Genomic DNA, 25,467 nt, shown 5'->3' with positions numbered 1-25,467 from the left:
CTATTTCTTATCCCACTATCGGGGGCGATTATTGAACAAAAACTAAAGGAGTGATACATATTAGTCATGTATAATATGTATCACTCCTTATTTTTTATAGCTTTTTTTGATTTAGATCTTGATAGACAATGAAAAAACAACAAAAACCCTGTCATGTAAGGGTTCCTATGAGCTTCAAAATCATTTTTCATGGGAAATACCTTCAATAATGGGGGTGTATCCCAAATGAAATGGATTGTTAAAAAGGGAGGACTATGTTGAAGAGGTTAAATATCAATAAAAAAGTATTAAAAAGGTTAACGATTGTACCAATTCTATTCATTTGTTATGTTTTATTTTTAAATCCTGAAGTTATACTTGAAGAGCAATGTCCTAATAAGCCTTATAGTTTAACAATCGTAAAGCACGGGACAGGTATATTTGATAAAAAAATTGTTCTAATATATTACAAAATCAACGGAAAAACAGTAGCTGTTGGAAATTTGGTGTTTTTTGAGAATTTGGGAAGAGATATAGATGTTACTTGGGATACTAATACTGATGATGGAACTTGGTGGATAGATAAAAGCGTACATTTAACAATGACTTATGCTAAAAATTTTGAGGGAGATTTAGACAAGAAAGATATTGATTTTGATTATGGTACTGTCCAATAATAATGAAGTCAAATAGGAATATATACTAAAAGAACCGCCAGTTGCGGTTCTTTTGTGTTTAGATTTAAACGGGTTTAGGAGCAGTTTTCTTACCTTGCAAGTACCATGATTCCAGAAGATTATCATAAGTATTGCTGGCAATAAGTAGAACAAATCAATACATAACTTGACTACTTAGTAGTAAAACTCGATGCCATGAGAAAGGTTGAAGTCCTACTCATTTATGACTTATTTAAACCAATAAACGGTCAACCGAGAGTAACCGATTGGCAGGTTGAAATCCAGTCAGTTTTAAATTATCGATATTTAAATCACAAACCTTTGCTGATTTCTTCGGAGTTAACAGTCGATGAGATTTTGGATATAGACGAGGCTCTTGGTTCACGGATTCACCAGATGTGTCGTGATTACATAGTGATTATTAAAGGCGATCGAATGCAATTAAATCATAGGTAAGGTGATTGGGAATGAAGGAGGAAACGAATGTGAAAGTAATTGGTGGACTTTATATATTTGGACCTTCAAATCCAACTGAAGGTAAAGATCTTACACCAACAATCCGTTTACTTGAGGAAAAAATAAAGCAAATGGAGCGGATGCTGAGTGCTTAAAGCAGTCGTGTCTCTGCTGGCAATTTTACTCTCCGCACCGAGAATAGAAAAAGAAATTGAGCTATGGGAACAGCTTGACGGGAGGTAAAGAACAGTTGTATTGCATTAAGTTCACTGTTTATGGTGAGCCAGTCGCGCAAGGACAGCCGCGTGGATCAATACGAGAAATGGGAAGGTGCATATGCGAAATCCAGTGAAATCAAAGTATTTTAAGCAGTATGTAGCTTTGGTTGCGTCTCAGCATCGACCAGAAACAATTATTACTGGTCCTGTTTCAAAGTGTACAGACCAATGCCTAAGTCAGTTTCAAACTCAAAAAAAAAAGAAAGAGAAAGCTGAAAATGGTCTTTTGCGGCCTACTACAAAGCCTGATGTTGATAACTATGTAAAGGGTGTGAAAGTGCTTTGAATCAGTTGATATACAAAGATGATAATCAGGTGGTGGATTTGAAAGTCAGTAAGTTTTATAGCGAAGAGCCGAGGGTGGAAATCATGATAAAAGAGGTTTCTGCCTAAAAATAAAACACACCGAAGCGCTTAGCCTCAGTGTTCTCGATATGAACTGGTACTTCTATCAAAACACAGGGGGGACCTTTGAGTGTACAATCCAAGAGAAATAAACATCAAAAAAGACTTAACTATTCAGCAGAAGATTGACCCAGGGAGAGTTCAAATCATTGTTTTATATGGAAATCAAGGTACAGCCCATGTCTAAGATGCTCCGGAGCACGGGAAAACAGTGATTCAAACTGTAAAGGGCAGTTTTGCGCGGGTTGATCATGAGATAGGTTACAAAATTAAATAGCAGTGGCTTTCCACTGCGGGGAAGGAACGGTATGGATAAATTATAGGAAATTTAGTGACATCCACGAAAGATGACAGTTGAGCAGGAGGCGGAATATTTGAAAGTGCATCCGGATTACATAGCGATACTCGTGCCAAAGGCAGAGAAAAAAGATCGGTGATGAAACAATTATTGCAAAGCGTGATAGGACAAACGATTGGCTCCTTGGCGCTATCGCTGTGGTTTTATTATTTGCGATTGCAGTCCTGCCGGGATAGGGGATAAAGGCATTGCAAGAATACGAGAAGTGGCATAATTTAAAAGAAGGCTGGAATAAAAAAAGGGAGAGCTATCTCCCCCTATATATTAGTAACAACGTTCATAATTTCCATACCATATCCCACTCCACGAGGTAACACCTTTCAGATACCACTTATAAACGCCGTCATCATAGACGTTAGGTATTTCATTTCTTGAATTATAAGGACCGAATTGTTCTACTATACAAGTTTTTAGTGCGTTTGCCTCGGTAGTTGTGTTTGTGGTCGAAGAAGTGGTTGCAAATGCAGGAGCTGCTGAAACAAGTAAAGCAAGTGATAAAGCTGAACCAGTTAACACTTTTTTCAATTTCATTTTAAACACTCCCTTTGTTTTTTTAATACAACTGTATTATCGCATGTTATCCAAAAATATCCAAGTTATTTTTTGTTAATGTTTTGTGAACTTAGTTGGAATAAAGAAATCTGCCCGAATGCCTGTACCCCGAAATGGGGGCACAGCATGGGCGATGAGGAGGTAATATTGTCCAAGACGGAAAGCCTGTGGACACTGAACTTACAGCATTTACGCTGTTTGTTTGGTGTTCGTTTTTTATTTGAAAAAGGGGGATACAATCATGAATCAAAAAGAAATTGAAACTCTAATCACTGGATGGTGAAAGAGGTTCGTCGTTTGCAAAAGGTACTCTATGGTTCAGTACTTCCCATGAAGAATTGGAGTGTTGCACAATATGGATTAGAATCAGCTATGCCAAAAGGAAGTCCCGGGAAGAGTCAGGCAGAATTGCGGCAAATGGAATGAGAGAGGAACGTCTTTTCAAACGTCTTAAGTATTATGAAGAACGAGTCTATGCGGTTGAGTTGGGGGCAGAAAAGATCAAAGGGGAGCAGCACAAAGTTATTTATGATTGCATGATGGAGGGGATGAGTTATCGTGCAATAGGTCTTCATCTTGGCATTTCAAGGGAAACTGTACGCAAAATGAAAGATGAGTTCATCAGCCATTTATGCCAAGATTGCCACTTTGAGCGCTTGTTGAATCTGAAAAAATCTGTGGTGTAAAATGGGAGGCAGGTCGGCGCGGTGAATTATTCCTGCGTCACCACTACATTCATGCAATGAGAAAACCTCCCAGCGATAAGCGAGGATCAACTCAACTGGGAGGTTTTATACAGTGAATTCGGGTGATAAAACAGCAGCAGTATTGCATACACATTAATATTCCCGACAAAATATGGTTTTATTCTTTTTGCAATTAATACAATGATTAACAAAATAAAGCCTAACGTTTGATGACGATAAGGGTTGAATGTGCTCTATCAAACGAAGGCTTTTAGAGCGAATTCACCAATAACGGGTGCATTCGTTCGTAGGAGGATTATTTCCAAGAAAAAAGAGTTCTATTCATATTGAGGAGCGCTTTTCATATTAAAACCCCACGTTGATTATAAAGAGTTGGAGAAACGTGGGGCAGAGCGATAGGGTATTTATGTGTAGGGTTGCTCTAATAAGTATTCTATACAGCTTATGTTGTTATGTGTATGGTTTTTTTGATAAATCCTCATGGAGCGGTAAATAGGTGGTTGTAATAGAACGAGTAGATGCTTCTGAACATAGTTTATAACAGATAAAAAATAATGAAAGGAGAAGAAAATATGCATCATTGCAAGATTTTACCTCCAATTGTGCATCCGACTAAGTGTTGTGAACATCATACGTTCTCCAATACAATTGTTCCTCACATTCATCCGCAGCATACAACTAGCGTGAATCATCAACATTATGAGCATGTTCATTACTTTCCGCATAGTTACTCAAATTACGATCCTGTCACTGAGCATCATAAGTATTGCGGAAAACCTTGTTGTTAAGGATTTCCGAAAACAATTAATTAAAAAGAGAGGTTTTAAAGTGGCCTCTCTTTTTATTGTCTATCCTATTTTGACAATTTAAGGGTATTGTTAATAACATAGCAAAACGCCATAAAAACTTCTTATGGCGTCTTCGTACAGGGAGGTGAAATTCAAAAGGCCGCTTTGGATTAAAGTGCCTAAAGACTAATAAAGGAATGCAGCACCAACAATGATTAACAGGATGAATAGCACTACGATTAATGCGAAGGTGCTACCATAACCATTTGTGTTTCCCATATAGTTACCTCCTTTTATAGTAGATTAAAATATTTCAAGACTAATAAAGGAATGTAGCACCAACAATGATTAACAGGATGAACAACACCACAACTAACACGAAGGTGCTATTGTAACCATTTGACATGTTATCACCTCTTTTAATGGAGTTAGTATAAGATATGTCAAACAATAATTTTCGACATAGATTTAAGTCTAAATAAGAAAAAATGAATATTTTGTCTAAAGGTGCAATAGTAGACACATCAGAAAAAAACTATTAAAACAAACACAAACTCAAACATGAGGTCCGGAGGTGGGTGAGATGTAATGCCAAGACCACGAGATCCACGAAGAGATAGAGCTTTTCGTTTATGGGAAGAAAGTGGCGGGAGCAAGAAGTTAAAAGACATTGCCGAGCAATTAGGCATCCCAAGCAGCACTATTCGCAAATGGAAAGCAAACGATAAATGGGAAGAAAAAATAAAATGGAGCGCTCCTAAATCGAAAGGGAGCGCTCTTTTACGTCGAGGCGCACCAAAAGGTAATAAAAACGCAAAAGGGAACAAGGGAGGAAGAGCACCGCTTGGAAATAAAAATGCACTAGGGAATAAAGGCGGTGCTGCTCCACTAAGAAATAAAAATGCTGTGACTCATGGTTTCTTCTCAAAGTTCCTGCCAGAAGAAACACTATCCATCATGGAAGGGATTCAAGAACGTTCACTTGTCGATATGATATGGGACCAAATACAAATTCAATATGCTGCGATTATAAGGGCACAAAAAATCATGTTCGTTTCTGATAAGGGAGAAATGATTAAGGAACTGAAAAAGAAAAAAACAGTTTTATCTGAGACAAACGAGGTCGAAGAGGAAGAATACGAATTCCAATTTTCTTGGGATCGTCATGCAACGTTCTTGAACGCTCAATCTCGTGCAATGGCAGAGCTCAGGAACTTAATTAAACAGTTTGATGAATTAGCCCATTCGGAAGACGAACGACGCCTTAAATTGGAGCATATGCGCTTAAATATCAACAAGAAAAAATTAGAGATTGAAGAACTTACAGAAGAAGATAAACCTTTTGAGATCACTATTGTAAACAAGAGTGATGACAAATGATTAAACAAGTAAATCCTCATTTTAAAGAATTTCTCTTTGACTGGAATCAAAAGTTTCAGTTTCTTGTTGGTGGTTATGGGTCATCCAAAAGCTATCATGTGGCACTCAAAATTGTTCTGAAATTGCTTAAAGAAAAACGAACTGCACTTGTTATAAGAGAGGTGTACGACACACATAGGGATATTTTACCTACGTGCGTCAGAAAGCTGTCGCTAATGAAGGCTTGTCAATAACTGAAAACTTAGCACAGATCGGTGTTAAAATCCCTTCATCGATAACAGATCGATTACAAACAATTGAGAACGAAAAAGAACAGAGCAAGAATAACGCAGACAAAGCTGCTGGCTAAGCCAGTGGCTTTTTTATTACACAGACAGAAGGAGAGAGGATATATGGCCATTAAAGTTGTTAAGAATCTAGTCTCTAAATCAAAATATGGATTGAAATGTCCAAACCCAATGAAAGCTGAATATATCACTATTCATAACACTGCGAATGATGCTTCAGCAGCCAATGAGATTTCTTACATGAAGAATAACTCTAGCTCAACGAGTTTTCACTTTGCAGTAGACGATAAACAAGTCATTCAAGGGATTCCAACGAAATGTAACGCTTGGCACACAGGAGATGGAACAAACGGTACAGGGAATCGTAAGTCGATTGGTGTCGAAATTTGTTATAGCAAGTCAGGAGGGGCACGATATAAGGCAGCGGAAAAGCTTGCTATTAAGTTTGTGGCACAGCTACTGAAAGAACGCGGATGGGGTGTTGATCGTGTCCGTAAGCACCAAGGCTGGAACGGCAAGTATTGCCCGCACCGTATTTTGTCAGAGGGAAGATGGAATCAAGTTAAGGCTGCTATTGAAAAAGAATTAAAGTCGCTAGGTGGCAAAACAAGCTCAGACAAAACAAGTGCAACTAAAAAGAAAACAACAAACTCAAGTAGCAAAAAAACGTCATATGCGCTGCCTTCTGGCATCTATAATGTCACAAGCCCTATGCGAAAAGGGGCTGACGTAAGGCAGATTCAAAAAGCTCTAGCGGCTCTTTATTTCTATCCGGACAAAGGTGCGAAGAATAACGGTATTGATGGTGTGTATGGACCAAAAACAGCAAATGCAGTCAAACGGTTCCAATCTATGTATGGTCTTACCCAAGACGGTATTTATGGACCGGATACGAAAGCTAAACTTGAAGCATTATTGAAATAACAACCCTCTTTTTTAAAGAGAGGACATTTTATGTATTTTTGAAGAGTGTATTATTTACTGAATTTAAAGACCAAAGAAAAATAAAATAGTACTCTAGTATGGATATTCAGTTAGCTCTCAAAAAAGATATTGATATTTATTCCAACTCTGTGGTATTTAATTGTTGTCAATATTCTTAAAAGGAGTTGGAATAATGAACAAATTTTTCTTGGCTCTCTTTTTATCTGTAATCACTTCTGTTAGCATGGTTTCAACAGCAAATGCAGCTGTAATCGATCATGATAAAGTAGTGGGTTTTAGAGAGGTGGTGCCTACAACTGTTACTCAAAAAGCGGCGAAACGTTTTCAGCCATATTTAAAGGTTTATAGCGGCTGTGTACCTTTTCCTGCAGTAGATGCGCAGGGTAATACAAGTGGTGGTTTAGAGCCGACTGGAGCACCTGAAGGACATTGCAGCAAAAATACTGGACAAGTATATTCACGTTCTGCATGGTACAATGGGGTTTGGGCAATTATGTATTCTTGGTATTTTCCTAAAGATGAAGCCTCTCCAAGCTTAGGTCACAGACATGACTGGGAAGGAATCGTTGTATGGATTGATAATCCAGCAAATCAAAATCCAAAGGTTTTATCAATTGCATATTCTGGACATGGAAAATTTACAAATGTAGCACCAAGCGGAACCAACATGAAAGATGGCACTCATCCTTTGATTGCTTATGACAGCACATGGCCTCTCAACCACGAATTGATGATGAGCGATCGTGTTGTAGGTGGAACTCAACCGTTAATCGGCTGGGATGATTTAACTCCTGCCGCAAGGAATGCATTAAATACAGCAAATTTCGGTAAAGCAAATGTTCCTTTTAATAATAGTAATTTTACCAACAATTTAAAGAAAGCTTGGTTTAAATAGAAAAAATAAAATAATTCTGTACTGAGAAGAGTCCTTACTTAAAGAAGGGCTCTTTTTCTACTGAAATCAAGACGGTAGTTACGGACAGAAAACAAAAAAGACTGGATGGGCTATTATAAATATCTTGTTAGCTTTGCAAAGAAAAACACCAATCAATTTAAAAAAAGCCCCTCATTTGCAAGGGGCACTAAATTCAATTTTTTGCTTAATCGTCCCAGTCTTCATCCTCTTCCCAGTTTTCTTTCATCTCATGGAGCCTTTCATAAAAGAACTTTATAAAATGCGCCGAATCAAGCTCTTTATAGCCACCAAATTCACTCCAAATAACAACTGGACATTCTCCTTCACTGTTCATTTTATTGGTATCTAAGCAATAACCAAAAAAATCAACATGCTCTATAACTACCAATCCACTTGGCAATTCCCTATATTGACGATATTCCCTGGTTGTCTCAACAACTGAAGCACCACCTAAGTCATAGCCTAATAAATCAATTCCATAAACCCCGCCAGAACCATAGTTTCTAAGAAACCATTTGTAGCTATCTGGAAGTGTGACTTGAAGATCTTGTTCAATTTTTAAGATTTTATCTTCGCTAATTCCACCTGTGAAATCTTTTTCTTTTGCATTTTCAGCTAAGAATTCTTTTACTTTCAAATAAAAATCCATGGCTTATAACCCCTTATTCTTTCTCATATTGTTTTGCTCTCCACTTCCAATACCTTGTCTTAAAGTTATTGTATTGTTTCTCCAGGTAAACATCATTTCTAAAGCTTTCGCCATTACCTTTTAGGCCATGTATCACATCACTATACTTTGTATGTAAACTGTTAGGTATCTCAAGCAATGTTCCACTTTCTTCTTGTATGAGGTGATGTAAGTTAATCTGTGTTCCGTCTTTAGCATAAGGGGATTTACCATCCTTCATTAATTCAAGATTGGTTTTTCCTCTTGGAGTTTTTTGATTAATATCAATGTCTTTTAAGGTATAGACTCTCCGGCTTACATCTCTAACTTCACCTTTAACCTTTACTTTGCCGTCTATTTCAACAGCACTGTACTTTTCTTTATTTAACCAAGGGAGATTTATTTCCTGACCTGTAAATGGCTTTCTACTTTCATCTAATTTTTTGGCAAGCTGAAGCAGCCTGTCTTTTGCGCTGACATCGTTGATGACATTATACGGCATGCCACCTGCTACAACAACATCTTCTCGCATGACAAACGGTTTAATTGTTGTTAGTGGATCAGGAGTTTCATCCAGTTTTTTAGACACTTTTTTGACTGCAGCTTTTCCGGCTGTTTTCACTCCTATTTTAGCAACTGAACCAGCACCTTTTAAGCCAAAGATGTTTACTGCTGCATATGTAAACCAATGAGCCTTTGATTCTGTGTCTCCGTTCTTTACGTCTCTTACATAGGAGGTTATAATCGCATCTTTAATTGAGTTAAATGTGGAATCATAGTGATAAACTGCAACTGCAGAATTAATAAGCATGTCGACAGGATGATTGTGTGCCATATAGTCTAATGTTTCAACTGTCATATCATAAAGAGCTGTAACAGTACCTTTGGCTCCAGCCATTAGCTCACGTGTGTTCTCAATCTGTGTGAAATATCTTTGTTGATCTGCTGTCAGATTTTCATAACCAATGGTTTTAGCCATTGAATAGAATTCATCGGCATCTGCATAATCGTAATTTTTTAGTCTTTCTTTCAGCTTTTCGATTTCCCGTTCTTTTTCTTCCTTCTTCTTAATCGTCAAATAAGCTTCCGTTCGCTTTTCAATATCGCCTTTTTTCTTATGTATATCACTCTCACGGTACGCCTTAGCGTTGTAGTGGATGGGCGTAGCGTTTTTGCCTTTGCCCGTTGCTTCTTGGAGCTTTTGGAAGTCTGACTTGATGAATTGTTCATTTGGCTCTGACATAGCATATTCTGTCAGTAAATCTTCGTCAAGATCACCTAGTTTTTCAATTGTTTTTTTGCGTTTGTCATTGGCATCTGCAAGCCCATCCTTGAAGGTTTCTGTTGAAAACAAGTCGAGCGGGAGGATGTCGTCGATATCGTTTAGAATATCTTTCATGGCTTTTTTCTGTTCAGACATGATAGATTTTGATTTTTTATGGGCGTTAGCCAGTTCATGTTCTAGAAAAGATTCTTCAATATAAGCATCAGAGAGACCTTTGTCCTCGACAGCTCCGGCAATGCTGTTAAAGAATGCGATTTTCATGTCAATGTAGTCAATCCATTGATCAGTGACACCAACATGATCATGATAGAATGCTTTAATGTTATTAGCGCCTTTACCAGAGAATTCGCTGTCATCCAGTTCAGCGACGCTTTGTAAAGCTTTTCTCAAGTTGACCATTTGCGTCCTTAGTTCTTTATATTCTTTGGCGCGGTCTGTAGCTTCAGACATAAGTGTTTTAGCTTCAAAGACTTTCATAATCATACCCTTTCATTTAATTATATAACAAAATATTACCATGGAAGAATGATGAAACTAACTGTTATGTGGATCAAAGGGTGGAAATGAATCATTAGATCTGTGTCTTTTGGCCTGTTTCGGGGGATTGGGATAGTTGGTCGAGAGTTTCTTGATGTCTCCTGAAACTCGCTTTCTCTACTTAAATTAAAAGAAAAAGATCAAACTTGTTGGTATTCAAAGTCAAGTCATTACCTATGAATTATTTGTGGTATACCTATTGATTAATAAAAAACTTCATATTAAAAAAGAAGAAGGAACAAAAAAATACGCATTTAAAAGGGTTCTGGTGCAAAAAATTAAGTGGGCCCACACTATTGAAATATGAAAAGAAGTTCCGACATAGTCAGATAACTTTTAGGTTATGAAATATAATGTGAATCTTTAAAATATTTGATTGAAAAATCAAAGAGGAGAAGGAAAGTGGAAAAAAGAGATTGGATCATTTTACAAACCGTTTACGAAGAAAAAAACATTACAAAGGCAGCAGAACGTTTATTTATTTCACAGCCAACTTTAACTTACCGCCTTCAGCAACTTGAAAAAGAATTTAATATTAAAATTTTAAATAGAGGTAGAAGAGGTGTGGAATTTACTCAGCAAGGAGAATATCTTGTTACCTATGCAAAAGACATGCTAAGTCAATTAAAAATAATGGAAGAGAACTTATGGAATATAGGGGACCATATTCATGGAACCATTCGTTTATGTGTCTCCAGAGCTTTTGCTTTATATAAGCTGCCGTATATCGTGAAAAAATTTACTGATATACATCCATTTGCGCAATTTTCCATCAAAACTGCATTAAACTTAGAGGTCATTAAAGCAGTTTATAAGCAAGATGCACATATTGGTTTTGTCAGGGGAGAGCATCATTGGAGCAACGAAAAGAAAATGATCAGCCAGGAGACCATGTGTATTATTTCTAAAGAAGAAATAAAGTTTCATCAAATTCAAAGGCTAAACAGAATTACTTATAATACGGATCCAGCATTAAACATGGTGATCGATAATTGGTGGAATCAACATTTTAATAAACCTTCGAATGTCTTAGTTCATACAGATAATATGGAAGTTGCAAAAAAATTGGTTATGAAAGGTATTGGATACGCAATTGTTCCGAGTACAGTTTTAGAAGGTCGTGACTCACTGCACACAATCGTTTTAAAAGATAAAGAAGGCAACCCTTTAATGTGGCGGACTTGGATGCTCTATCTAAAAGACAATTTAAATTTATCTATGGTAAATGAGTTTGTTAATCAAGTTGAAAGGTTTTCAAATATAGATTCTGTTTAGAAACGAACTTAGCTTCAGCAAAAGCAGTAGGCTATAACAGCACTATTATTGCGTCAGACAGAGGTCAAATTGAAAACCCTCTTTGGAAGGATTATATTAATGAGTATATACAATACTTTAAAGACAATGGTGTCTCTTAACAAGATATTGATGCCATGACAAAAACAAACCTAGAAAAACTATTAGGGTATGCTAACGAATAATGCAGTAACCATCGAAAAAATCTATCGGATTTCATTATAAAGTGATATTTTATCTATTTCATAGTTTGTCTTACAGTAAAGATAACAGGGTGGCTTATATAAATTTCAATAACGTACACTCTGTTTTTTAAGGAATTGTAAGCGTTATATAAAAATGAATGCTGTGGGACACAAAAGGAGGGACATCATTGACAAAACTTCGCATTGGATTAATCCATGCCACAATGAATTCAGTTGCTCCAATCCATCGGGCTTTCTCCATGCATTCAGAAGACGTAGATCTCATCAATTTTATGGATGAAGGATTGATTTACGAGCTGAATACAACAAATAAAATTACAACACGGATGATCTTGCGGCTTTGTGAATTAGCTGGAAAAGCAGTAGAAAGCAACGTGGACGCTATACTATTTACATGTTCATCTTTTACGCCTTACATAAGCAGAATAGCGTCTTTGCTTCCTGTTCCTGTTCTGCCATCTGATATTAGTATGCTTCAGGAAGCAGTGAAAAGAAGTGCAAATATAAGTATTGTGGCAACTGTTCAGACTGCAGCCCCGACAACAAAAGAAATGCTGTTCGAACTGGCAAAAATACACAAGAAAAAGATAAAGGTTAACACGTATTTCATTCCTAAGGCATTTCATGATCTTCAGAAAGGTAATGAATCAGGTCATGATAAACTCATTCAAGACAAAATTGACGAAATAGACGCCTCCAGCGAAGTGATTATTCTAGCTCAATATTCAATGGCTCGTGCAGTTGAGAAAATAGAAAATCAAAAGGTTTTAACGGGACCACGAATAGGTGCTGATCACGTTATTCGATTGGCAAAAGAATTTAAATCAGGTTCATAGTTAGTGGGACGGTTAAAGAGCCGTCTAAACTGTTTACAGCCTTTTTATTTTATATTTTGTAAGCGAATTAGTATCAAGGAGATGGTTATATGACAACATATCGCATTGGAGTTTTACATGGAGATGGAATTGGACCTGAAATTGTAAAAGCGACAACTTTGGTGCTGAAGGCCGCAACTCAAAAAGCAGATATGTCTTTGGATTTGGTTGATTTACCAATGGGATGGGATGCAATAAAAAAATATAATGATCCAATGCCAGATGTAACCGTAAAAGAATTAGAGAAGTGTCATGGATGGATATTAGGCCCACATGATTCTGCTGCTTATCCAGAAGAACACAAAGAAAAACGTAACCCAAGCGGAGAACTTCGTCACCATTTTGACCTTTATGCAAATATAAGGCCGGCAAAGACAATACCTGGAACGAAAAGTGTTGTAGGGGAAGCAGATTTGGTCATTTACCGTGAAAATACTGAAGGCTTCTATGCTGACAGAAATATGTATATTGGTGTAGGAGAATGGCAAATTACGCCGGAGGTGGCTGTATCAACAGGGGTTTTTACTAAAAAAGCTATTTCACGTATCGCACATGCAGCATTTCAAAGTGCGATGGAGCGCCGTAAGAAAGTTACCATCGTCCACAAAGCGAATGTAATAAGACTTGGATCGGGTCTCTTTTTGAATACGTGTCGTGAAGTGGCAGAACAATACCCGGAAGTAGAAGTAGATGATTATCATATTGATGCAATGACCGCGCATTTAGTTCGTCGTGCAAAAGATTTTGATGTTATTGTGACGGAAAATATGTTTGGGGATATTCTTTCGGATTTAGCAGGCGAGTTAGTTGGCAGCTTAGGACTTGCACCGTCAATTAATTCAAACGCAAAGCAGGCAATGGCACAGGCTGCTCACGGTTCGGCACCTGATATTGCAGGGAAAAACATCGCAAACCCTATTGGAATGATGCTTTCAACAGCTATGTTGTTTGAATGGCTTAATACTCAACATCATGATAAAAAACTGAAAGAAGTTGCAGAACTAATAGAAAATTCACTTTTTGAAACCGTTAGGGCTGGAATCAAAACAGGAGATCTTGGTGGTAAATCTTCAACATCAGAGTTTGCAGAAGCGATTGTAGAGCGGTTCAGCCTTTGAGATGGGAAAAATGATAGTTTAGTAAGAGATTTAGTAGATTATTATCAAAACACCAATGGTTTGAGGCTATTGGTGTTTTTTTTAAATCAAGTTTAATATTCTTTAAACAATTTAATATCATGTATTTAAATATTTTGGACAAACAGCTGTTACATAGCATTACTCAAGGGGTGATGCATTTTATGAAGGTGATAATCATCGAGGGACCTCAAACTGACAAATGCATTAACGATTGCTATACATAGGAATAGAATTTCTGCTGTTTTTTTATTTGCTGGGGCAGAGGAGACAATAGTGAAAAATTTATACTATTGTATGTAGGTCAACAATTAGCTTATCTTTCTTAGAAATAAGAAAAAGCCGTTATGAAACGGCTAAAGGGAATCAGAACTAATGTTGTTTATCGAATCAAACAAGGAATTCATGAGTAGGTGCTAGAGTTACATTCCGGGATGCTTCCTTCATTTCGCCAATAGACATAGATCCGAAAAAGGCAAGTCCAATTAAAACGGCGGATAAACTGATAAACAATTTAGATTTCGATATTTGCTTTTTAGTCTATGCCCTATTTATTGGAAGGGGGAGTCCTGCTGCTGTTTGGGCTGCGCATATCATGTTGCACCTTTTATGATGAAAACGTTAAAAAGTTTGCGGTTTTTTTGCGGCCCAAACACTTTTTAGAAATGTTAGAATATTACATAAAAAGACATAAAAGGAGGGGTCCTGTGAATCCGGTTTTGTCATCGTCAGAAGTTGGCGTAAAGATCAATGAATGGTATAAAATGATACGTCAATTTAGTGTCCCGGATGCAGAGATTTTAAAGGCAGAGGTGGAGCAAGAAATCCAACGGATGGAGGAAGATGAGTACTTACTCATTTACTTCTCCCTAATGAAATTCCGTCATCAACTCATGTTAGATTATTTGGAACCCGTAACAACACGCATAAGACCAACTATTGACGAACTTCTTGATAAAATTGAGACTTCAAATAAAGGCATATCTGGTCTTTTGTCGTATTATTCTCTGTTTTTCAGAGGGATGTATGAGTTTGATAAGAGGGAATATGTCAAAGCAATTGGTTTTTATCGAGAAGCAGAAAAACACCTTACTCATGTAAATGATGATATTGAGAAGGCGGAATTTCATTTTAAGTTGGCTGAAGCTTACTATATTATGAAGCAAAATCATATCTCTATGCACCATGTTAAACAAGCGATGGACATTTATAATCAATATGAACTTTATAAAGTGCGAAAAATACAATGTCATTTCGTGATATCTGGAAATTACGTTGATTTTAAACATTTCGAGAAAAGCCTGCCGCACCTTGAAAAAGCCTTAGAGTTGTCCAAACAATTAGATCGCAATGAAAGGCTACTTAGTTCGGCTTACTACAATCTCGGAAAGAATTACGCAGATTTAGGAATAAATGATAAAGCAGATCATTTCTTAAATGAGGCTGCCAAGGTATCAGAAAGTGCTAAGTTGAGCAATTTACCACATTCCCTGTTTACATACGCTAAATTTCTTTTTAAGCAGGGGAAAACAAGTGAAGCAATAAAAATGAGTAAAAAGGGTTTATCCGCTGCGATATCCCAAGGTGATAAACTTTTTGTGTCCCTGCAAAAGTACTTGGAAGCACTTTATATTAATGCAGTAGATCAAGCGGGAATCAAAAAAACGATTGATTACTTAGAAAGAAATAAGAATTATGCGTATGTGGAAGATATCGCAATTGATACGGCTGAAGTTTTTGCAAAATCAAAGGAATTTGAAACATCATATGTTTATCATCAAAAAATGCTTGAAACGCAAAAACAAATTCAGAGGGGAGAATGCCTGTATGAATTTTAAAAAAAGCGTAATCATTATTCTTACTGCAGTTACTTTAAGTTTAGGTTTCGTTACTACTTTTACTGTAGAGCAAAGTGAAGCATATCATCAACTTTCTGACCGGAATCAAACATAAAAACTGATTAAACCCTCTTAATTGAGGGTTTTTATTAAGGTAGTAGGGCACCACAATATAAATTTTCGGTGAGACCGCAATAACTTTTTGGTTTCTTATAAAAAAACGTGATCATGTGCCAGGCATCTGAGATAGCTTATCAAGGAAAACACCAGATTATGAAAATCAAACGTAAGAACTAAGTAAGAGGAGTAAATCATGTATTTACTCCTCTTTTAACTGTCTATGAAAGGGTTGTTGTGATTTTGACGTTTCTCCATTGTGGTTTTAATTTGTACATAACACTCTCTTGTGAATCGCACTAGATCGATATCAAGTTAATAATTAATAATTTTATTCTGTGAACTGTTTTGTAAAAATTAAATTGATGTTGATATTGATTATTAACGAATAATTCGTTTTACACCCTGATTGTTAGACATAACTAATAATTGCAGGTGCAGTTTCTTAATAAAAAATATAATTTAAACACACTTAACAGCTATTTGAGCAATTTCTTGAGGGACAGAATCGTTAGATCCAGTTAGATTAGCACCCTTTTTTATTTATTTCCTTTGGTTAGAATAAAACGTGCCAAATCGTTCCCAAATTTCCTCAAGTTTTTCAAGACGATCCTCAGAGTCATTCATTCTTTTTTTTCCAACAAATGCTATAAGTGTATTAATAAGACTTAGCGGAGCAACAAAAGAATCAAAAAAAGTTGGTAACTGACTTGAAGCAGTTAGTACTACATCCGCATGAGGGACGAGTGGAGAAAGGAAATTATCAGTAATGACAATTGTGGTTGCACCTCGTTCTTTGGCAAAAGCAATCATATTAACAGTACTTGTTGAATAACGTGAGAAACTAATACCGACTACTACATCTTTCTCATTTAATCTATATAATTGTTCAGGTTTATTTTCAACGGGACCCAGTAATTGAGCGTTTCCTATGATAATATCCAAGTAATATTGCAGAAATAGCCCAAGTGATGTGGCACTCCGATTCGCAGATATATAGACTTCTTTTCCGTTTATCAGAAGGTTTGCTGCATCTAAAAATGCTTTCGAATCTAAATTTTCCATTGTCGATTTAATATTCGCTATATCATCTTTAAAAATATCGTAGATGTCCTGGTTTGAATCATCATAAACTTGGGAAGACATTTTTAATCTGTCCCTCGTCGTCAATTGCATCTGAACAGAGTTCTGCATCTGGTTCTGCAGTTCACGATATCCGGAAAATCCTAAAAAGACAGCAAAACGTACCACCGAAGCTTCACTTACACCTGTTAGTTTCGCTAGAGTTGCAACTGTATAAAAAGGGACCGTGTTCGGGTTGTTAATGATATAGGCAGCCAGCTTTTCCTGTGACTTACTCATAGCAGGCATTTTCTCAGCTATTAATTGATAGACATTTTTCTGACCCATATAGTTACCTCTTTTTAATTTTTTCTTTATAAAAAAGGATAGTTCAATTTATAAACAAATGCAATGGAATTTTCATTTTTAAAAGTTTTTTGAAATATTTTTGTCGTTTTTGTTCTAAAAGGTTTCCAAATAAACTTTTTTCATCTAAAATGAAATAGATATTTCATTTTAGATTTGTTTTAGAATATATTATTTCTTTTTGTGGGAGGATAATGAGATGACATTAATGAAAAAACATTTTTTAACAGAGTTTGAGAACCGAACATCAAAATCCAGAGCTTTCTTCTCAAAAGCAAAGGAAATCATGCCGGGCGGGGTAACAGCTAATATCAAATCTTTTGACCCCTATCCAATTATTATGGAAAAAGGAAAGGGAGCCTATTTATACGATCTTGATGTAAACAAGTATATTGATTATCTGCTTTCCTACGGTGCTCTAATGCTTGGACATGGTCATCCCAAGATCATTAAAGCCATAAATGAACAGCTTGAGGAGGAGGGAACGATGTTATTTGGGACCCCTCATCAGCTTGAACTTAGTATGGGGGAGAAAATAAAAGAGCTTTATCCAAGTATGGAAAGAATCCGTTATACCAACTCTGGAACAGAAGCTACTCTTTTGACTTTACGTTTGGCATATGCGTACACGGGTAAAACCAAAATTGCTAAGTTTGAGGGTCATTATCACGGGGGGTATGATCAAGTTCTTTTAAGTGTAAATCCTTCTCTTGAAGAAGCAGGTCACCCTCACTCGCCAAAATCAGTGATCGAATCTAAAGGGATTGACCCATATCATGAGAAACATACCATAACACTACCTTTTAATGACCTAGAACATACTTCTGACATCTTAACGAAAAAAAAGGATGAGATTGCCGCGGTTATCCTTGAGCCTATACAAGGAGGATTTATTCCGGCAGAACCTTCTTTTATGAAGGGGCTGAGAAAGTTAACGGAAGAGTTAGGCATCTTGCTAATTTTTGATGAAGTAAAAACAGGTTTTCGCTTAGGGCTTGGAGGAGCTCAAGGGCACTATAATATTAAACCGGATCTCACTGCACTAGGAAAAGTGATAGGTGGTGGTTTTCCTGTGGGAATCGTGGGGGGGGAAGAAGAAATAATGAGGATAAGCGCCCCCACCGCTTCGTCTGATGTTTTTGACAGCAGTCAGAGCAAAAAATCTAATGCTAAAGATGTTCTTTTTCACAGCGGGACATACAATGGACACCCTACGATTCTGGCAGCTGGTCTTGCTACTATAAAAGTTTTAGAACAAGAAATCGAACACGTTTTTAAGATGACTGCTAGATTAAAAAAGGGAATAGAAGATCTTTTTGAACACCGAGGAATTACGATGCAAACGATTGGTCTGGGTTCCATTTTTAATGTTGTCATTACGGAAGAAGAAAAAGTAAGAAACTACAGAGATTTGCAACAAGCTAATTTTTCTATGAGAAAGGAATTAGATTTTGGTTTACTTTCAAAAGGAATCTATACAAAGCCATTAAACAGATACAGCATAGCTACAGTGCATGGGGAGAAAGAAGTAGACTATACACTTGAGGCGTATGATACAGTTCTATCTAAAATGATTTAGGAATCATCTCCTAAGAAGATAAACTGATTTTTCACTTTATTAATGATTTATTGTGCCATAACCGGTAAAGGTTTATGTTCTCTCGGTAGCACCTTGGATAATAATGACCTTTCTCTTTAATTTCTTTATAAATATATTTAACTTGATGTTCATACTCTGATCATATTTCTTTTCTTAAATGTAGTCTTGATATTAAGGCCGTTAGCTATAAGATAGTATTGAGAGACCGTTACTAACATTTGTGACTGGTCTCTTTTTTTGAAAAAATAGAAATCCGCAAAAAAGAGGGGTTTCTGTTGAATGGATGACTATCTGACTAAACCTTTCGAGCCGAAAGAATTACTGTTTCGCATAAAAGCATTATTACTGCGACGGTATATAATGTTGAATTCAGAAGAAAATCCGCCGGATTCTATTGCCAGTAATGGTGTTAAGGTAGCATCTTAACTTTTAATCACTTTGTAGATGTAGAAAGGGCTTAAAATGTTTGATTCAAAAATTGCTGCAGATCGAGTTGGTGCATAATGAGGAAGGGAAATAATCCATTAATGACCCTATCGACCTGCAACATTTTCGAATCGCCCGGGTCATCCATTCCCAGGAGATTAAACATCCATTAGTCCACCCACATAAAATTGCTAGATCCCGGGAGCGGGTGGTTGGTTAGGTCTGAACATTTTCGACGTGCTAGAGATAAATACTGACTGCAGAGTAAACAAGCAGCAAACACATGACTGTGCGAAATGCCTTATCGTGTTTCTCAAAGAGCTTTTTGAACACAGAGCCGAATCCAGACCATAAAAGCAGTGCCAGCCAGCCGAGAATAATGGCTAATGTGAGATAAACAATGATCGCTGTTATTGTATGCTGAAACGGAAAGATAAAAGCACTCATCACTGTTAAGAAGAACAAAATGCTTTTGACATTGATTACTTGAAAAATAAATCCTGATAAAAAAGAAGAATGTACATCTTCAGAGTCCTTCTTTGCTTTTGTGGACTTGCTGATCTGCCAGGCCAGGTAAAGCAGATAGACTGCACCTGCTATTTTGAAGTACGGCTCTGCAACTGGAATCCATTTGTATAATCCCACCGTAAATACACCGCTGAGAAACCCCAAGACTGCAACTTGCTGGGGCAGAGGAGACAATAGTGAAAAATTTATACTATTGTATGTAGGTCAACAATTAGCTTATCTTTCTTAGAAATAAGAAAAAGCCGTTATGAAACGGCTAAAGGGAATCAGAACTAATGTTGTTTATCGAATCAAACAAGGAATTCATGAGTAGGTGCTAGAGTTACATTCCGGGATGCTTCCTTCATTTCGCCATTAGACATAGATCCGAAAAAGGCAAGTCCAATTAAAACGGCGGATAAACTGATAAACAATTTAGATTTCATACATGCATTCCCCTTTCGATATTTGCTTTTGAGCATATACCATCTTCTTGAAACAGATGATACTATCCTCTATTTTTCCATTATAATCGAAAAGGTTGCCTCCTAACAATGCCAGCTCTTCCAGATAAGGGTATCCTTTGCCGTTCTCTAAACGAGAGAAAATGTTGAGGAGTTTAGGTGTATCGCCATTTCTTATATAAAGAACGTCTAATGCTTCAAATAAGTTCATAAAAAGTTCGTCTTTAAAATCTACAGCACTTCTTATTCCTTTGCGGAAGCAATCCATTGCTTGTTCTTTTTTGCCTTGTTTAAAATAAATCAACGCTAGGTCATGATAAGCTTGCGGAAGTACGTCAGAGTTTATTTTTCTGTATTGAACCAAGGCTTGTTCGATGTAACGTGCAGCCTTATTTAAGTTGTCCATTTTGTGATAGCAGTTGCCGAGATTGAAAAATGCAGTGGCATAGATGTGAGTATTTTTACTTTTAAGCAGCTCGGCACCTTTTAAAGCTTCTTGAAGGTGAGGGAGAGCCTTTTCGTGATTTTCAAGGTCATCGTAGTTACCGGCAATGACAAAATGGCACTGTATACGTCTGACAGAATAAAGTTCATGTTTTTTATAGATGTTGTATGAAAGTTCAGCGTAATGCATTGAGATGTGAGTCATCTTCATATGATAATAGACTTCAGACAGTTTAAAATAAAACTCAGCTTTTTCAATCTTGTCGGAGATCGTTGGAATTTTGCGTTCAGCTTTTTTGTAATATGTAATGGCCTTTGTGTATTCACCGTTTCTAAATTCATACATCCCGCGGAAGAAGTTATAATAATATGCCCGCATATTGTCTAGTTTTTTCTTATGTCCTTCGATTTTCTTTAAATATTCTGAAAGTTCCATTCGATTTTCATCAGATGGCAGCGTATACTCCAGCATGATTTTATGTCGAAAGGCCATTAGTTGATAATAAATAAGCAAGTCTTGATCTTCTTCCATAACCTCTATATCACGTTCGATTTCAGCTTTTAACATTTCAGCATCAGTTACGTTGAATTTTTGAATATGCCTATGCCATTCATTAATCTTCATTCCCACTTCAGCTGATGTGATTGATATCAAGATATTCACCCTTCCCTTAACTCTACTAGTAATGTAAATATTAACAAGTTTTCCTTCGCAGAAAAAGGCAATAGGGCACCGCAATTTAAATTTTCGGTGAGACCGCAATAACTTTTTAGCTTCGTATTAAGGAGCTTGATTATATGCTAGGTAACGGGGAAAGTGACAGACAGGTTGGGCTGTCAAAGAAAACACCAGAATATGCAGAAGCAAAAGGTAAAGCAACTAAGTTAGAGGAGTAAACCATGTGTTTACTCCTCTTTTTTCTGTTTATAAAAGGATTGTTGCGGAATCGTCATCAAGTCGCAAAAGTATTGTTGAGCTCTATTGTTGGTGACTATTGGGGAGTATTTCAAACATTTATTTTAAAAATCGTTTCGGAGAAAGGAAAAAAGAGAGTGAAAAAATGGTTCACCTCTTTATATCGATAATAAATAAACCAGATAAATAGGGAAAAAGACTTCAATACAAAAGAAAAAGTTTATTTTATAGACTGTTAGACATATATAAAAACAGGAAAACTGTCTGATGTAAGAAGGTAGTTTTAAGTTTAATATAGTTAATGCCCAAAAAATGGAGATTTATAATGGGTAATGTAATATCTCGAAGGAAAACTCTCTTAATTTAAAACTGAAAGGAGAATCATAAACTACTAGGAGAAAGATAGATTAAATTGTTAGTGAATTAATCTTAAGAGAATTAATGATTAGTAATCCTAAAAACAAAGAAGATGGAGAATATGTATGTTTAAAAAAATTAGTATTTTTATATTACTTTCTTCAATAATCATTTCAGCTTTTTCACAGACGGCATCTGCTCATACAGTCAACCCTGTGAATCCTAATGCTCAGGCGACAACGAAAGAGTTGATGAATTGGCTAGCTCATCTACCAAACCGGTCTGAAAATCGCATACTGTCAGGTGCATTCGGCGGATATACAAATGCGACGTTTTCTATGATAGAAGCTAATCGAATCAAAAATGCTATTGGCCAGTCACCTGCAGTATATGCTTGTGATTATTCGAGAGGGTGGTTGGAGTCAGGAAATATTACTGATGCAATTGATTATAGCTGCAACAGTGATTTAATTTCTCATTGGAAGAGCGGAGGTATACCTCAGATCAGTATGCATCTTCCTAACCCTGCGTTTCAATCTGGACATTATAAAACTCAAATCTCAAACAGTCAATATCAAAAAATCTTAGATTCATCAACTACTGAGGGCAAGCGATTGGACGCTATTTTGAGCAAAATTGCAGATGGTCTTCAACAGCTAAAGAATGAAGGTGTACCTGTTCTATTTAGACCTCTTCATGAAATGAATGGAGAATGGTTTTGGTGGGGACTAACCGAATATAACAAAAAAGACAGCCAACGCATCTCACTTTACAAACAACTTTATCAAAAAATCTATCATTATATGACTGATACAAGAGGTTTGGACAACCTGATTTGGGTATATGGACCAGACGCTAACAGGGATTTTAAAATAGATTTTTATCCTGGCTCATCATATGTTGACATTGTGGGATTAGATGCATATTTCTCAGATGCTTATTCGATTAAAGGATATGACGAGTTAACGGCTCTGAATAAGCCATTTGCTTTTACAGAAGTAGGTCCTCAAGAAACAAATGGCAGCCTGGATTATTCACAATTTATCAATGCAATTAAACAAAAATACCCTAAAACCATCTATTTCTTAGCTTGGGATGACGGTTGGAGCCCTGTCGCTAATCAAGGTGCCTCTAATCTCTATAATGACAGTTGGACACTGAATAAGGGCGAAGTGTGGAGTGGTAGTTCACTTACACCAATAGTTGAATAACTGAAATGACAAAGGACATAATGAGTAAACAATTTCTTCATGTGGTATAGTGAGACTTGCTGAATTTCTTACAGAAAAAAAATTCATCTCATCATAGAAGAAATGGACGTTATGGTTTCCAAAAGAAGATACTAGACGTTGTGCAAAGAAAAACGTAAGGAGCAGACATGAGTTTGCTCCTCTTTTTTTCCGTTTATAAAAGGATTGTGGTGATGTTGACGAATTTTCGGTGAGACCGCAATAACTTTTTGGTTTAAATGGAAAATTTACAGGCAGGGAATTAAGTGGTTTTGAGGGTTACTTAATAAAAAACTCAAAATAGCCGCAGATCAAGTTGGTGCATAAAAAGGAAGGGTATTATACCTTCCTTTTTTTATTTGAACGGAATTTTGGAAATTGCCCAATTCCCAGCTTTTTAAATATAAGAATAGTAGTATACTACCTTGAATTTTTGTAAAAATGGTAGATTGGAAATCCAAGTAAATTTTCTTTTTCTTCGCCTTTAAGTGAACTAAATATTCTCTGAGCCTTCACTTTACTTCCTAATAAGACTTCACACGCGAAACTTAATGTTAAGTCTTTAGTACTCTCAGCCCTATCTTGTATATCTAAGATCTCAGCTTGTTCTTCTTCTGATAGTTTATAACCCTTTATGAGTTTAATTAAGTAAATATTAACCTTTGGAATATCCTCTGTTGAAAACTCCAAGAGATGTCGTTTATTAAGATCAAGAGCAAGGTCTAAATATTTCTCGTCTCGGAATTTATTATAATAATTTATAAAGTTTAATGAAGTGTTTATTGTAAAGTGAGCTTTGATATCATGATACTTATCAGAGAAAGATAATTTTATTATTTCGAAATCAAAGTTAGCATCTTTCGCCAACTCCTCAATGTTTTGTGCTGAGTAAATACTCACTCGTTGATAATAATCCTCCCAATTATCAGGTATACTAACAGGATTCTCATTATCTAGGCTATTTTTTCTAGGTATATCTTCTTTCGGCAATAATCCACCTATAGTTGTTAAAGCTTCATTACTGTAAAAGTTAATGAATTTATCACCTGTAAAAACTAACCTTACTCTTATATAATCAGAAAGATTAATGGCGTATATCCTTGTGTTTTCCAGTTTTTCTCCATTGTTAATTTTCAGCAATCCATATTGATTATTTTTAAAAACTTGGATGATGCCTTTAAATAATGACGATAAATTCTCCTTATCATGAAATACATAATTTTCGTTTATGCCTATTTGACTGCAAACGTTTATTAACTCTTGGTGAAATTTAATGTCTTCTTCAATATTCTTAAATTTCTTTTTGTTGTCTAACCTCAGTTCTAACTCGAAAGAATGAAATGGAAACTTCTCATGTACAAAGAAATAGTTTATTATTTGCAAACACTTCATATATGAACCAAGTGTTTTCAATTTGCCTAATTTAAAAGACCCGCCTTTTTTATCTTTTGGCAATTCAATACTCAAAGTGTCCTCTATAACGACTTCGTGAGAATTTTCCGTCTCAATTATCTTGTAGGTAATATTAACTTCCTCATCATTTAATCGTATCCTTTCTGTATTAACCCTTTGGATTTTGTCAAGTTGGGCTACGTCTATAGGAATCCCAATATTATCTGTTGTAAATCCATAAACATAGGCAGACTTTTCAAATAGATCAGAATAATCATTATTTATATCAATGATGTCTACTTTATAACTTGTGAAATTCATATGCTCACTAAGCTCAATGTAGTGTTGAGGCTGTTTTTTTACGATATTTATAAATACATTGCATAGAGGTTCTAAAGTATCCTTTTCTAATCTTTTGAAATCTAAGGAAATAGAGTCCCTTCCATTATTGTTAAGTTCAAGTAAGAGCTTTTTTAAATCTAATGGAGCCAACATCCGATAATATGCCTGCTTTTTTAATGTAGTTGGATTTATTGTTACAACAAAGTATAATACGCCCACCCCAAACTTATAATACACTTCTATGTCTGCTTTCTTTACCGAATGTTTTATTTTTCCTTTTTTGTGAACTTTTTTGAAGGTCGTAGTTCCTTTAACTTGAACTTTAACTTCGCCAACAGCATTTTTTTTGACTAATTCACTATTGTTATAAACAAGAATTTCACCATCAAAAGAGATCCCCTTATCATTCCAGGTAATGTTACTAACTAAGTGGAAGGGTGGTTGAAGTATTAAATTATTCATTTCTAAACAAGCCAAATGTTCAATAATTGTTGTATCAATGGCTACTTCGTTTCTATCAGGATTTTTGCCATTACGATTTTTTGATCCCATTAAAAATATCTCCTTATTATATTAATTAGAAGTTCATAACTTATTGAGATTTGAGAGCTTTATCTTTGATAGATCAATACTCCGCATATCAATAATACCAAGTATTACATTTTCTTTGGGATTTTTTT

General features: G+C 36.0%; 24 protein-coding genes and 7 pseudogenes. 20 read left to right on the top strand and 11 right to left on the bottom strand.

What is annotated here, in order from left to right; translation table 11 throughout:
• The first annotated feature begins 257 nt into the window (after positions 1–257).
• The 6 genes and pseudogenes from NST79_RS13580 to NST79_RS13555 all read left to right on the top strand — a co-directional run bounded on the left by NST79_RS13580 (position 258) and on the right by NST79_RS13555 (position 2,329).
• Positions 258–656 (top strand): hypothetical protein, encoded by a 399-nt coding sequence (locus tag NST79_RS13580; protein ID WP_033884494.1) that lies wholly within the window; start codon positions 258–260, stop codon positions 654–656.
• A gap of 183 nt (positions 657–839) precedes the next feature.
• Positions 840–1,112 (top strand): annotated as a pseudogene (locus tag NST79_RS13575) (ATP-binding protein); the annotation flags it as partial.
• Between the two features lie 5 nt (positions 1,113–1,117).
• A complete protein-coding gene (locus NST79_RS13570) occupies positions 1,118–1,267 on the top strand; it encodes a hypothetical protein (protein WP_076458162.1) in 150 nt (49 codons plus the stop codon).
• Between the two features lie 181 nt (positions 1,268–1,448).
• Positions 1,449–1,676 (top strand): RusA family crossover junction endodeoxyribonuclease, encoded by a 228-nt coding sequence (locus tag NST79_RS13565; RefSeq protein ID WP_250625384.1) that lies wholly within the window; start codon positions 1,449–1,451, stop codon positions 1,674–1,676.
• 189 nt (positions 1,677–1,865) lie between these two features.
• Positions 1,866–2,072: pseudogene (locus NST79_RS13560) on the top strand (XtrA/YqaO family protein).
• A gap of 70 nt (positions 2,073–2,142) precedes the next feature.
• Positions 2,143–2,329: pseudogene (locus tag NST79_RS13555) on the top strand (hypothetical protein).
• An 88-nt stretch (positions 2,330–2,417) separates the two neighbouring features.
• Here NST79_RS13555 and NST79_RS13550 read toward each other — a convergent pair.
• Entirely contained in the window at positions 2,418–2,684 is a 267-nt protein-coding gene (locus tag NST79_RS13550; RefSeq protein ID WP_029318115.1) for a hypothetical protein, read from the bottom strand.
• 297 nt (positions 2,685–2,981) lie between these two features.
• On the opposite strand from NST79_RS13550, the pseudogene NST79_RS13545 reads away from it, so the two are divergent.
• Both NST79_RS13545 and cotD read left to right on the top strand, forming a co-directional pair.
• A pseudogene (locus tag NST79_RS13545) lies at positions 2,982–3,391 on the top strand (sigma factor-like helix-turn-helix DNA-binding protein).
• Between the two features lie 593 nt (positions 3,392–3,984).
• Entirely contained in the window at positions 3,985–4,200 is a 216-nt protein-coding gene (gene cotD, locus NST79_RS13540) for a spore coat protein CotD (RefSeq protein ID WP_212059460.1), read from the top strand.
• Between the two features lie 186 nt (positions 4,201–4,386).
• On the opposite strand, the gene NST79_RS13535 is transcribed toward cotD, so the two are convergent.
• Both NST79_RS13535 and NST79_RS13530 read right to left on the bottom strand, forming a co-directional pair.
• Positions 4,387–4,479: a YjcZ family sporulation protein gene (locus tag NST79_RS13535; protein WP_029318114.1), complete on the bottom strand. Its 93-nt coding sequence runs from the start codon at positions 4,477–4,479 to the stop codon at positions 4,387–4,389.
• Positions 4,480–4,519: 40 nt separating this feature from the next.
• Complete coding sequence (locus tag NST79_RS13530) at positions 4,520–4,606, bottom strand: YjcZ family sporulation protein (protein WP_212059475.1); 87 nt, start codon at positions 4,604–4,606, stop codon at positions 4,520–4,522.
• 182 nt (positions 4,607–4,788) lie between these two features.
• Between NST79_RS13530 and terS the strand changes: the two genes are divergently transcribed.
• The 5 genes and pseudogenes from terS to NST79_RS13505 all read left to right on the top strand — a co-directional run bounded on the left by terS (position 4,789) and on the right by NST79_RS13505 (position 7,707).
• On the top strand, positions 4,789–5,580 hold the full coding sequence (gene terS / locus NST79_RS13525) for a phage terminase small subunit (protein ID WP_212059463.1): 792 nt from the start codon (positions 4,789–4,791) through the stop codon (positions 5,578–5,580).
• Positions 5,577–5,762 (top strand): annotated as a pseudogene (locus NST79_RS13520) (phage terminase large subunit); the annotation flags it as partial. The gene terS and the pseudogene NST79_RS13520, both read left to right, overlap by 4 nt.
• Before the next feature lie 26 nt (positions 5,763–5,788).
• A pseudogene (locus NST79_RS13515) lies at positions 5,789–5,929 on the top strand (phage holin family protein); the annotation flags it as partial.
• 43 nt (positions 5,930–5,972) lie between these two features.
• Positions 5,973–6,791, top strand: coding sequence for an N-acetylmuramoyl-L-alanine amidase (locus NST79_RS13510; protein WP_212059465.1), 819 nt, complete (start codon positions 5,973–5,975; stop codon positions 6,789–6,791).
• 193 nt (positions 6,792–6,984) lie between these two features.
• On the top strand, positions 6,985–7,707 hold the full coding sequence (locus NST79_RS13505; RefSeq protein WP_144483135.1) for an NPP1 family protein: 723 nt from the start codon (positions 6,985–6,987) through the stop codon (positions 7,705–7,707).
• Between the two features lie 205 nt (positions 7,708–7,912).
• On the opposite strand, the gene NST79_RS13500 is transcribed toward NST79_RS13505, so the two are convergent.
• Together NST79_RS13500 and NST79_RS13495 are read right to left on the bottom strand one after the other, a co-directional pair.
• Positions 7,913–8,377, bottom strand: coding sequence for an SMI1/KNR4 family protein (locus tag NST79_RS13500; protein ID WP_015251659.1), 465 nt, complete (start codon positions 8,375–8,377; stop codon positions 7,913–7,915).
• A gap of 13 nt (positions 8,378–8,390) precedes the next feature.
• On the bottom strand, positions 8,391–10,157 hold the full coding sequence (locus tag NST79_RS13495; protein WP_212059467.1) for a T7SS effector LXG polymorphic toxin: 1,767 nt from the start codon (positions 10,155–10,157) through the stop codon (positions 8,391–8,393).
• A gap of 462 nt (positions 10,158–10,619) precedes the next feature.
• Between NST79_RS13495 and NST79_RS13490 the strand changes: the two genes are divergently transcribed.
• The 3 genes from NST79_RS13490 to NST79_RS13480 all read left to right on the top strand — a co-directional run bounded on the left by NST79_RS13490 (position 10,620) and on the right by NST79_RS13480 (position 13,709).
• Positions 10,620–11,492 carry a LysR substrate-binding domain-containing protein gene (locus tag NST79_RS13490; RefSeq protein WP_212059469.1) on the top strand — a complete coding sequence of 291 codons (873 nt, stop codon included), beginning with the start codon at positions 10,620–10,622 and terminating at the stop codon, positions 11,490–11,492.
• A gap of 391 nt (positions 11,493–11,883) precedes the next feature.
• Positions 11,884–12,552 (top strand): aspartate/glutamate racemase family protein, encoded by a 669-nt coding sequence (locus NST79_RS13485; RefSeq protein WP_212059471.1) that lies wholly within the window; start codon positions 11,884–11,886, stop codon positions 12,550–12,552.
• Between the two features lie 89 nt (positions 12,553–12,641).
• Entirely contained in the window at positions 12,642–13,709 is a 1,068-nt protein-coding gene (locus tag NST79_RS13480; RefSeq protein WP_128471813.1) for an isocitrate/isopropylmalate dehydrogenase family protein, read from the top strand.
• A gap of 408 nt (positions 13,710–14,117) precedes the next feature.
• Here NST79_RS13480 and phrE (NST79_RS13475) read toward each other — a convergent pair whose 3' ends face one another.
• Positions 14,118–14,255 (bottom strand): phosphatase RapE inhibitor PhrE, encoded by a 138-nt coding sequence (phrE, locus tag NST79_RS13475; protein WP_212059477.1) that lies wholly within the window; start codon positions 14,253–14,255, stop codon positions 14,118–14,120.
• Positions 14,256–14,434: 179 nt separating this feature from the next.
• On the opposite strand from phrE (NST79_RS13475), the gene NST79_RS13470 reads away from it, so the two are divergent.
• Positions 14,435–15,565: an aspartate phosphatase gene (locus tag NST79_RS13470; RefSeq protein WP_212059473.1), complete on the top strand. Its 1,131-nt coding sequence runs from the start codon at positions 14,435–14,437 to the stop codon at positions 15,563–15,565.
• A gap of 660 nt (positions 15,566–16,225) precedes the next feature.
• On the opposite strand, the gene NST79_RS13465 is transcribed toward NST79_RS13470, so the two are convergent.
• Positions 16,226–17,092 (bottom strand): MurR/RpiR family transcriptional regulator, encoded by an 867-nt coding sequence (locus NST79_RS13465; RefSeq protein WP_339225762.1) that lies wholly within the window; start codon positions 17,090–17,092, stop codon positions 16,226–16,228.
• Between the two features lie 217 nt (positions 17,093–17,309).
• On the opposite strand from NST79_RS13465, the gene NST79_RS13460 reads away from it, so the two are divergent.
• Together NST79_RS13460 and NST79_RS13455 are read left to right on the top strand one after the other, a co-directional pair.
• Positions 17,310–18,689, top strand: a complete 1,380-nt coding sequence (locus NST79_RS13460) for an aspartate aminotransferase family protein (RefSeq protein WP_339225761.1) — start codon at positions 17,310–17,312, stop codon at positions 18,687–18,689.
• Between the two features lie 279 nt (positions 18,690–18,968).
• A pseudogene (locus tag NST79_RS13455) lies at positions 18,969–19,085 on the top strand (DNA-binding response regulator); the annotation flags it as partial.
• A 291-nt stretch (positions 19,086–19,376) separates the two neighbouring features.
• Here NST79_RS13455 and NST79_RS13450 read toward each other — a convergent pair.
• The 3 genes from NST79_RS13450 to rapE all read right to left on the bottom strand — a co-directional run bounded on the left by NST79_RS13450 (position 19,377) and on the right by rapE (position 21,206).
• Positions 19,377–19,781 (bottom strand): LysE family transporter, encoded by a 405-nt coding sequence (locus NST79_RS13450; protein ID WP_339225760.1) that lies wholly within the window; start codon positions 19,779–19,781, stop codon positions 19,377–19,379.
• A gap of 173 nt (positions 19,782–19,954) precedes the next feature.
• Positions 19,955–20,089: a phosphatase RapE inhibitor PhrE gene (gene phrE / locus NST79_RS13445; protein ID WP_014114495.1), complete on the bottom strand. Its 135-nt coding sequence runs from the start codon at positions 20,087–20,089 to the stop codon at positions 19,955–19,957.
• A complete protein-coding gene (rapE, locus tag NST79_RS13440) occupies positions 20,079–21,206 on the bottom strand; it encodes a response regulator aspartate phosphatase RapE (protein WP_029727091.1) in 1,128 nt (375 codons plus the stop codon). Before rapE ends, phrE (NST79_RS13445) begins: the two co-directional genes overlap by 11 nt.
• 743 nt (positions 21,207–21,949) lie before the next feature.
• Here rapE and NST79_RS13435 point away from each other — a divergent pair.
• Positions 21,950–23,035 (top strand): glycoside hydrolase family 26 protein, encoded by a 1,086-nt coding sequence (locus NST79_RS13435; protein WP_212060627.1) that lies wholly within the window; start codon positions 21,950–21,952, stop codon positions 23,033–23,035.
• Between the two features lie 438 nt (positions 23,036–23,473).
• Here NST79_RS13435 and NST79_RS13430 read toward each other — a convergent pair whose 3' ends face one another.
• Positions 23,474–25,339 carry a DUF4365 domain-containing protein gene (locus tag NST79_RS13430; protein ID WP_167408301.1) on the bottom strand — a complete coding sequence of 622 codons (1,866 nt, stop codon included), beginning with the start codon at positions 25,337–25,339 and terminating at the stop codon, positions 23,474–23,476.
• Between the last annotated feature and the right edge of the window lie 128 nt (positions 25,340–25,467).

The organism is Bacillus sp. PS196, from assembly GCF_037963555.1.
GTDB classification, from domain to species: domain Bacteria; phylum Bacillota; class Bacilli; order Bacillales; family Bacillaceae; genus Bacillus; species Bacillus subtilis.
Note: the sequence above shows the minus strand (reverse complement) of the source record. Positions and strands in the feature narration are given on the sequence as shown.

Excerpts from the sequence above, each read along its gene's own strand:
- NST79_RS13565 (WP_250625384.1), top strand. The coding sequence starts at position 1,449 with ATGCGAAATCCAGTGAAATCAAAGTATTTTAAGCAGTATGTAGCTTTG.
- NST79_RS13550 (WP_029318115.1), bottom strand. The coding sequence starts at position 2,684 with ATGAAATTGAAAAAAGTGTTAACTGGTTCAGCTTTATCACTTGCTTTA.
- cotD (WP_212059460.1), top strand. The coding sequence starts at position 3,985 with ATGCATCATTGCAAGATTTTACCTCCAATTGTGCATCCGACTAAGTGT.
- NST79_RS13535 (WP_029318114.1), bottom strand. The coding sequence starts at position 4,479 with ATGGGAAACACAAATGGTTATGGTAGCACCTTCGCATTAATCGTAGTG.
- NST79_RS13530 (WP_212059475.1), bottom strand. The coding sequence starts at position 4,606 with ATGTCAAATGGTTACAATAGCACCTTCGTGTTAGTTGTGGTGTTGTTC.
- terS (WP_212059463.1), top strand. The coding sequence starts at position 4,789 with ATGCCAAGACCACGAGATCCACGAAGAGATAGAGCTTTTCGTTTATGG.
- NST79_RS13510 (WP_212059465.1), top strand. The coding sequence starts at position 5,973 with ATGGCCATTAAAGTTGTTAAGAATCTAGTCTCTAAATCAAAATATGGA.
- NST79_RS13505 (WP_144483135.1), top strand. The coding sequence starts at position 6,985 with ATGAACAAATTTTTCTTGGCTCTCTTTTTATCTGTAATCACTTCTGTT.
- NST79_RS13500 (WP_015251659.1), bottom strand. The coding sequence starts at position 8,377 with ATGGATTTTTATTTGAAAGTAAAAGAATTCTTAGCTGAAAATGCAAAA.
- NST79_RS13495 (WP_212059467.1), bottom strand. The coding sequence starts at position 10,157 with ATGAAAGTCTTTGAAGCTAAAACACTTATGTCTGAAGCTACAGACCGC.
- NST79_RS13480 (WP_128471813.1), top strand. The coding sequence starts at position 12,642 with ATGACAACATATCGCATTGGAGTTTTACATGGAGATGGAATTGGACCT.
- NST79_RS13465 (WP_339225762.1), bottom strand. The coding sequence starts at position 17,092 with ATGGGTCAGAAAAATGTCTATCAATTAATAGCTGAGAAAATGCCTGCT.
- NST79_RS13460 (WP_339225761.1), top strand. The coding sequence starts at position 17,310 with ATGACATTAATGAAAAAACATTTTTTAACAGAGTTTGAGAACCGAACA.
- phrE (WP_014114495.1), bottom strand. The coding sequence starts at position 20,089 with ATGAAATCTAAATTGTTTATCAGTTTATCCGCCGTTTTAATTGGACTT.
- NST79_RS13435 (WP_212060627.1), top strand. The coding sequence starts at position 21,950 with ATGTTTAAAAAAATTAGTATTTTTATATTACTTTCTTCAATAATCATT.
- NST79_RS13430 (WP_167408301.1), bottom strand. The coding sequence starts at position 25,339 with ATGGGATCAAAAAATCGTAATGGCAAAAATCCTGATAGAAACGAAGTA.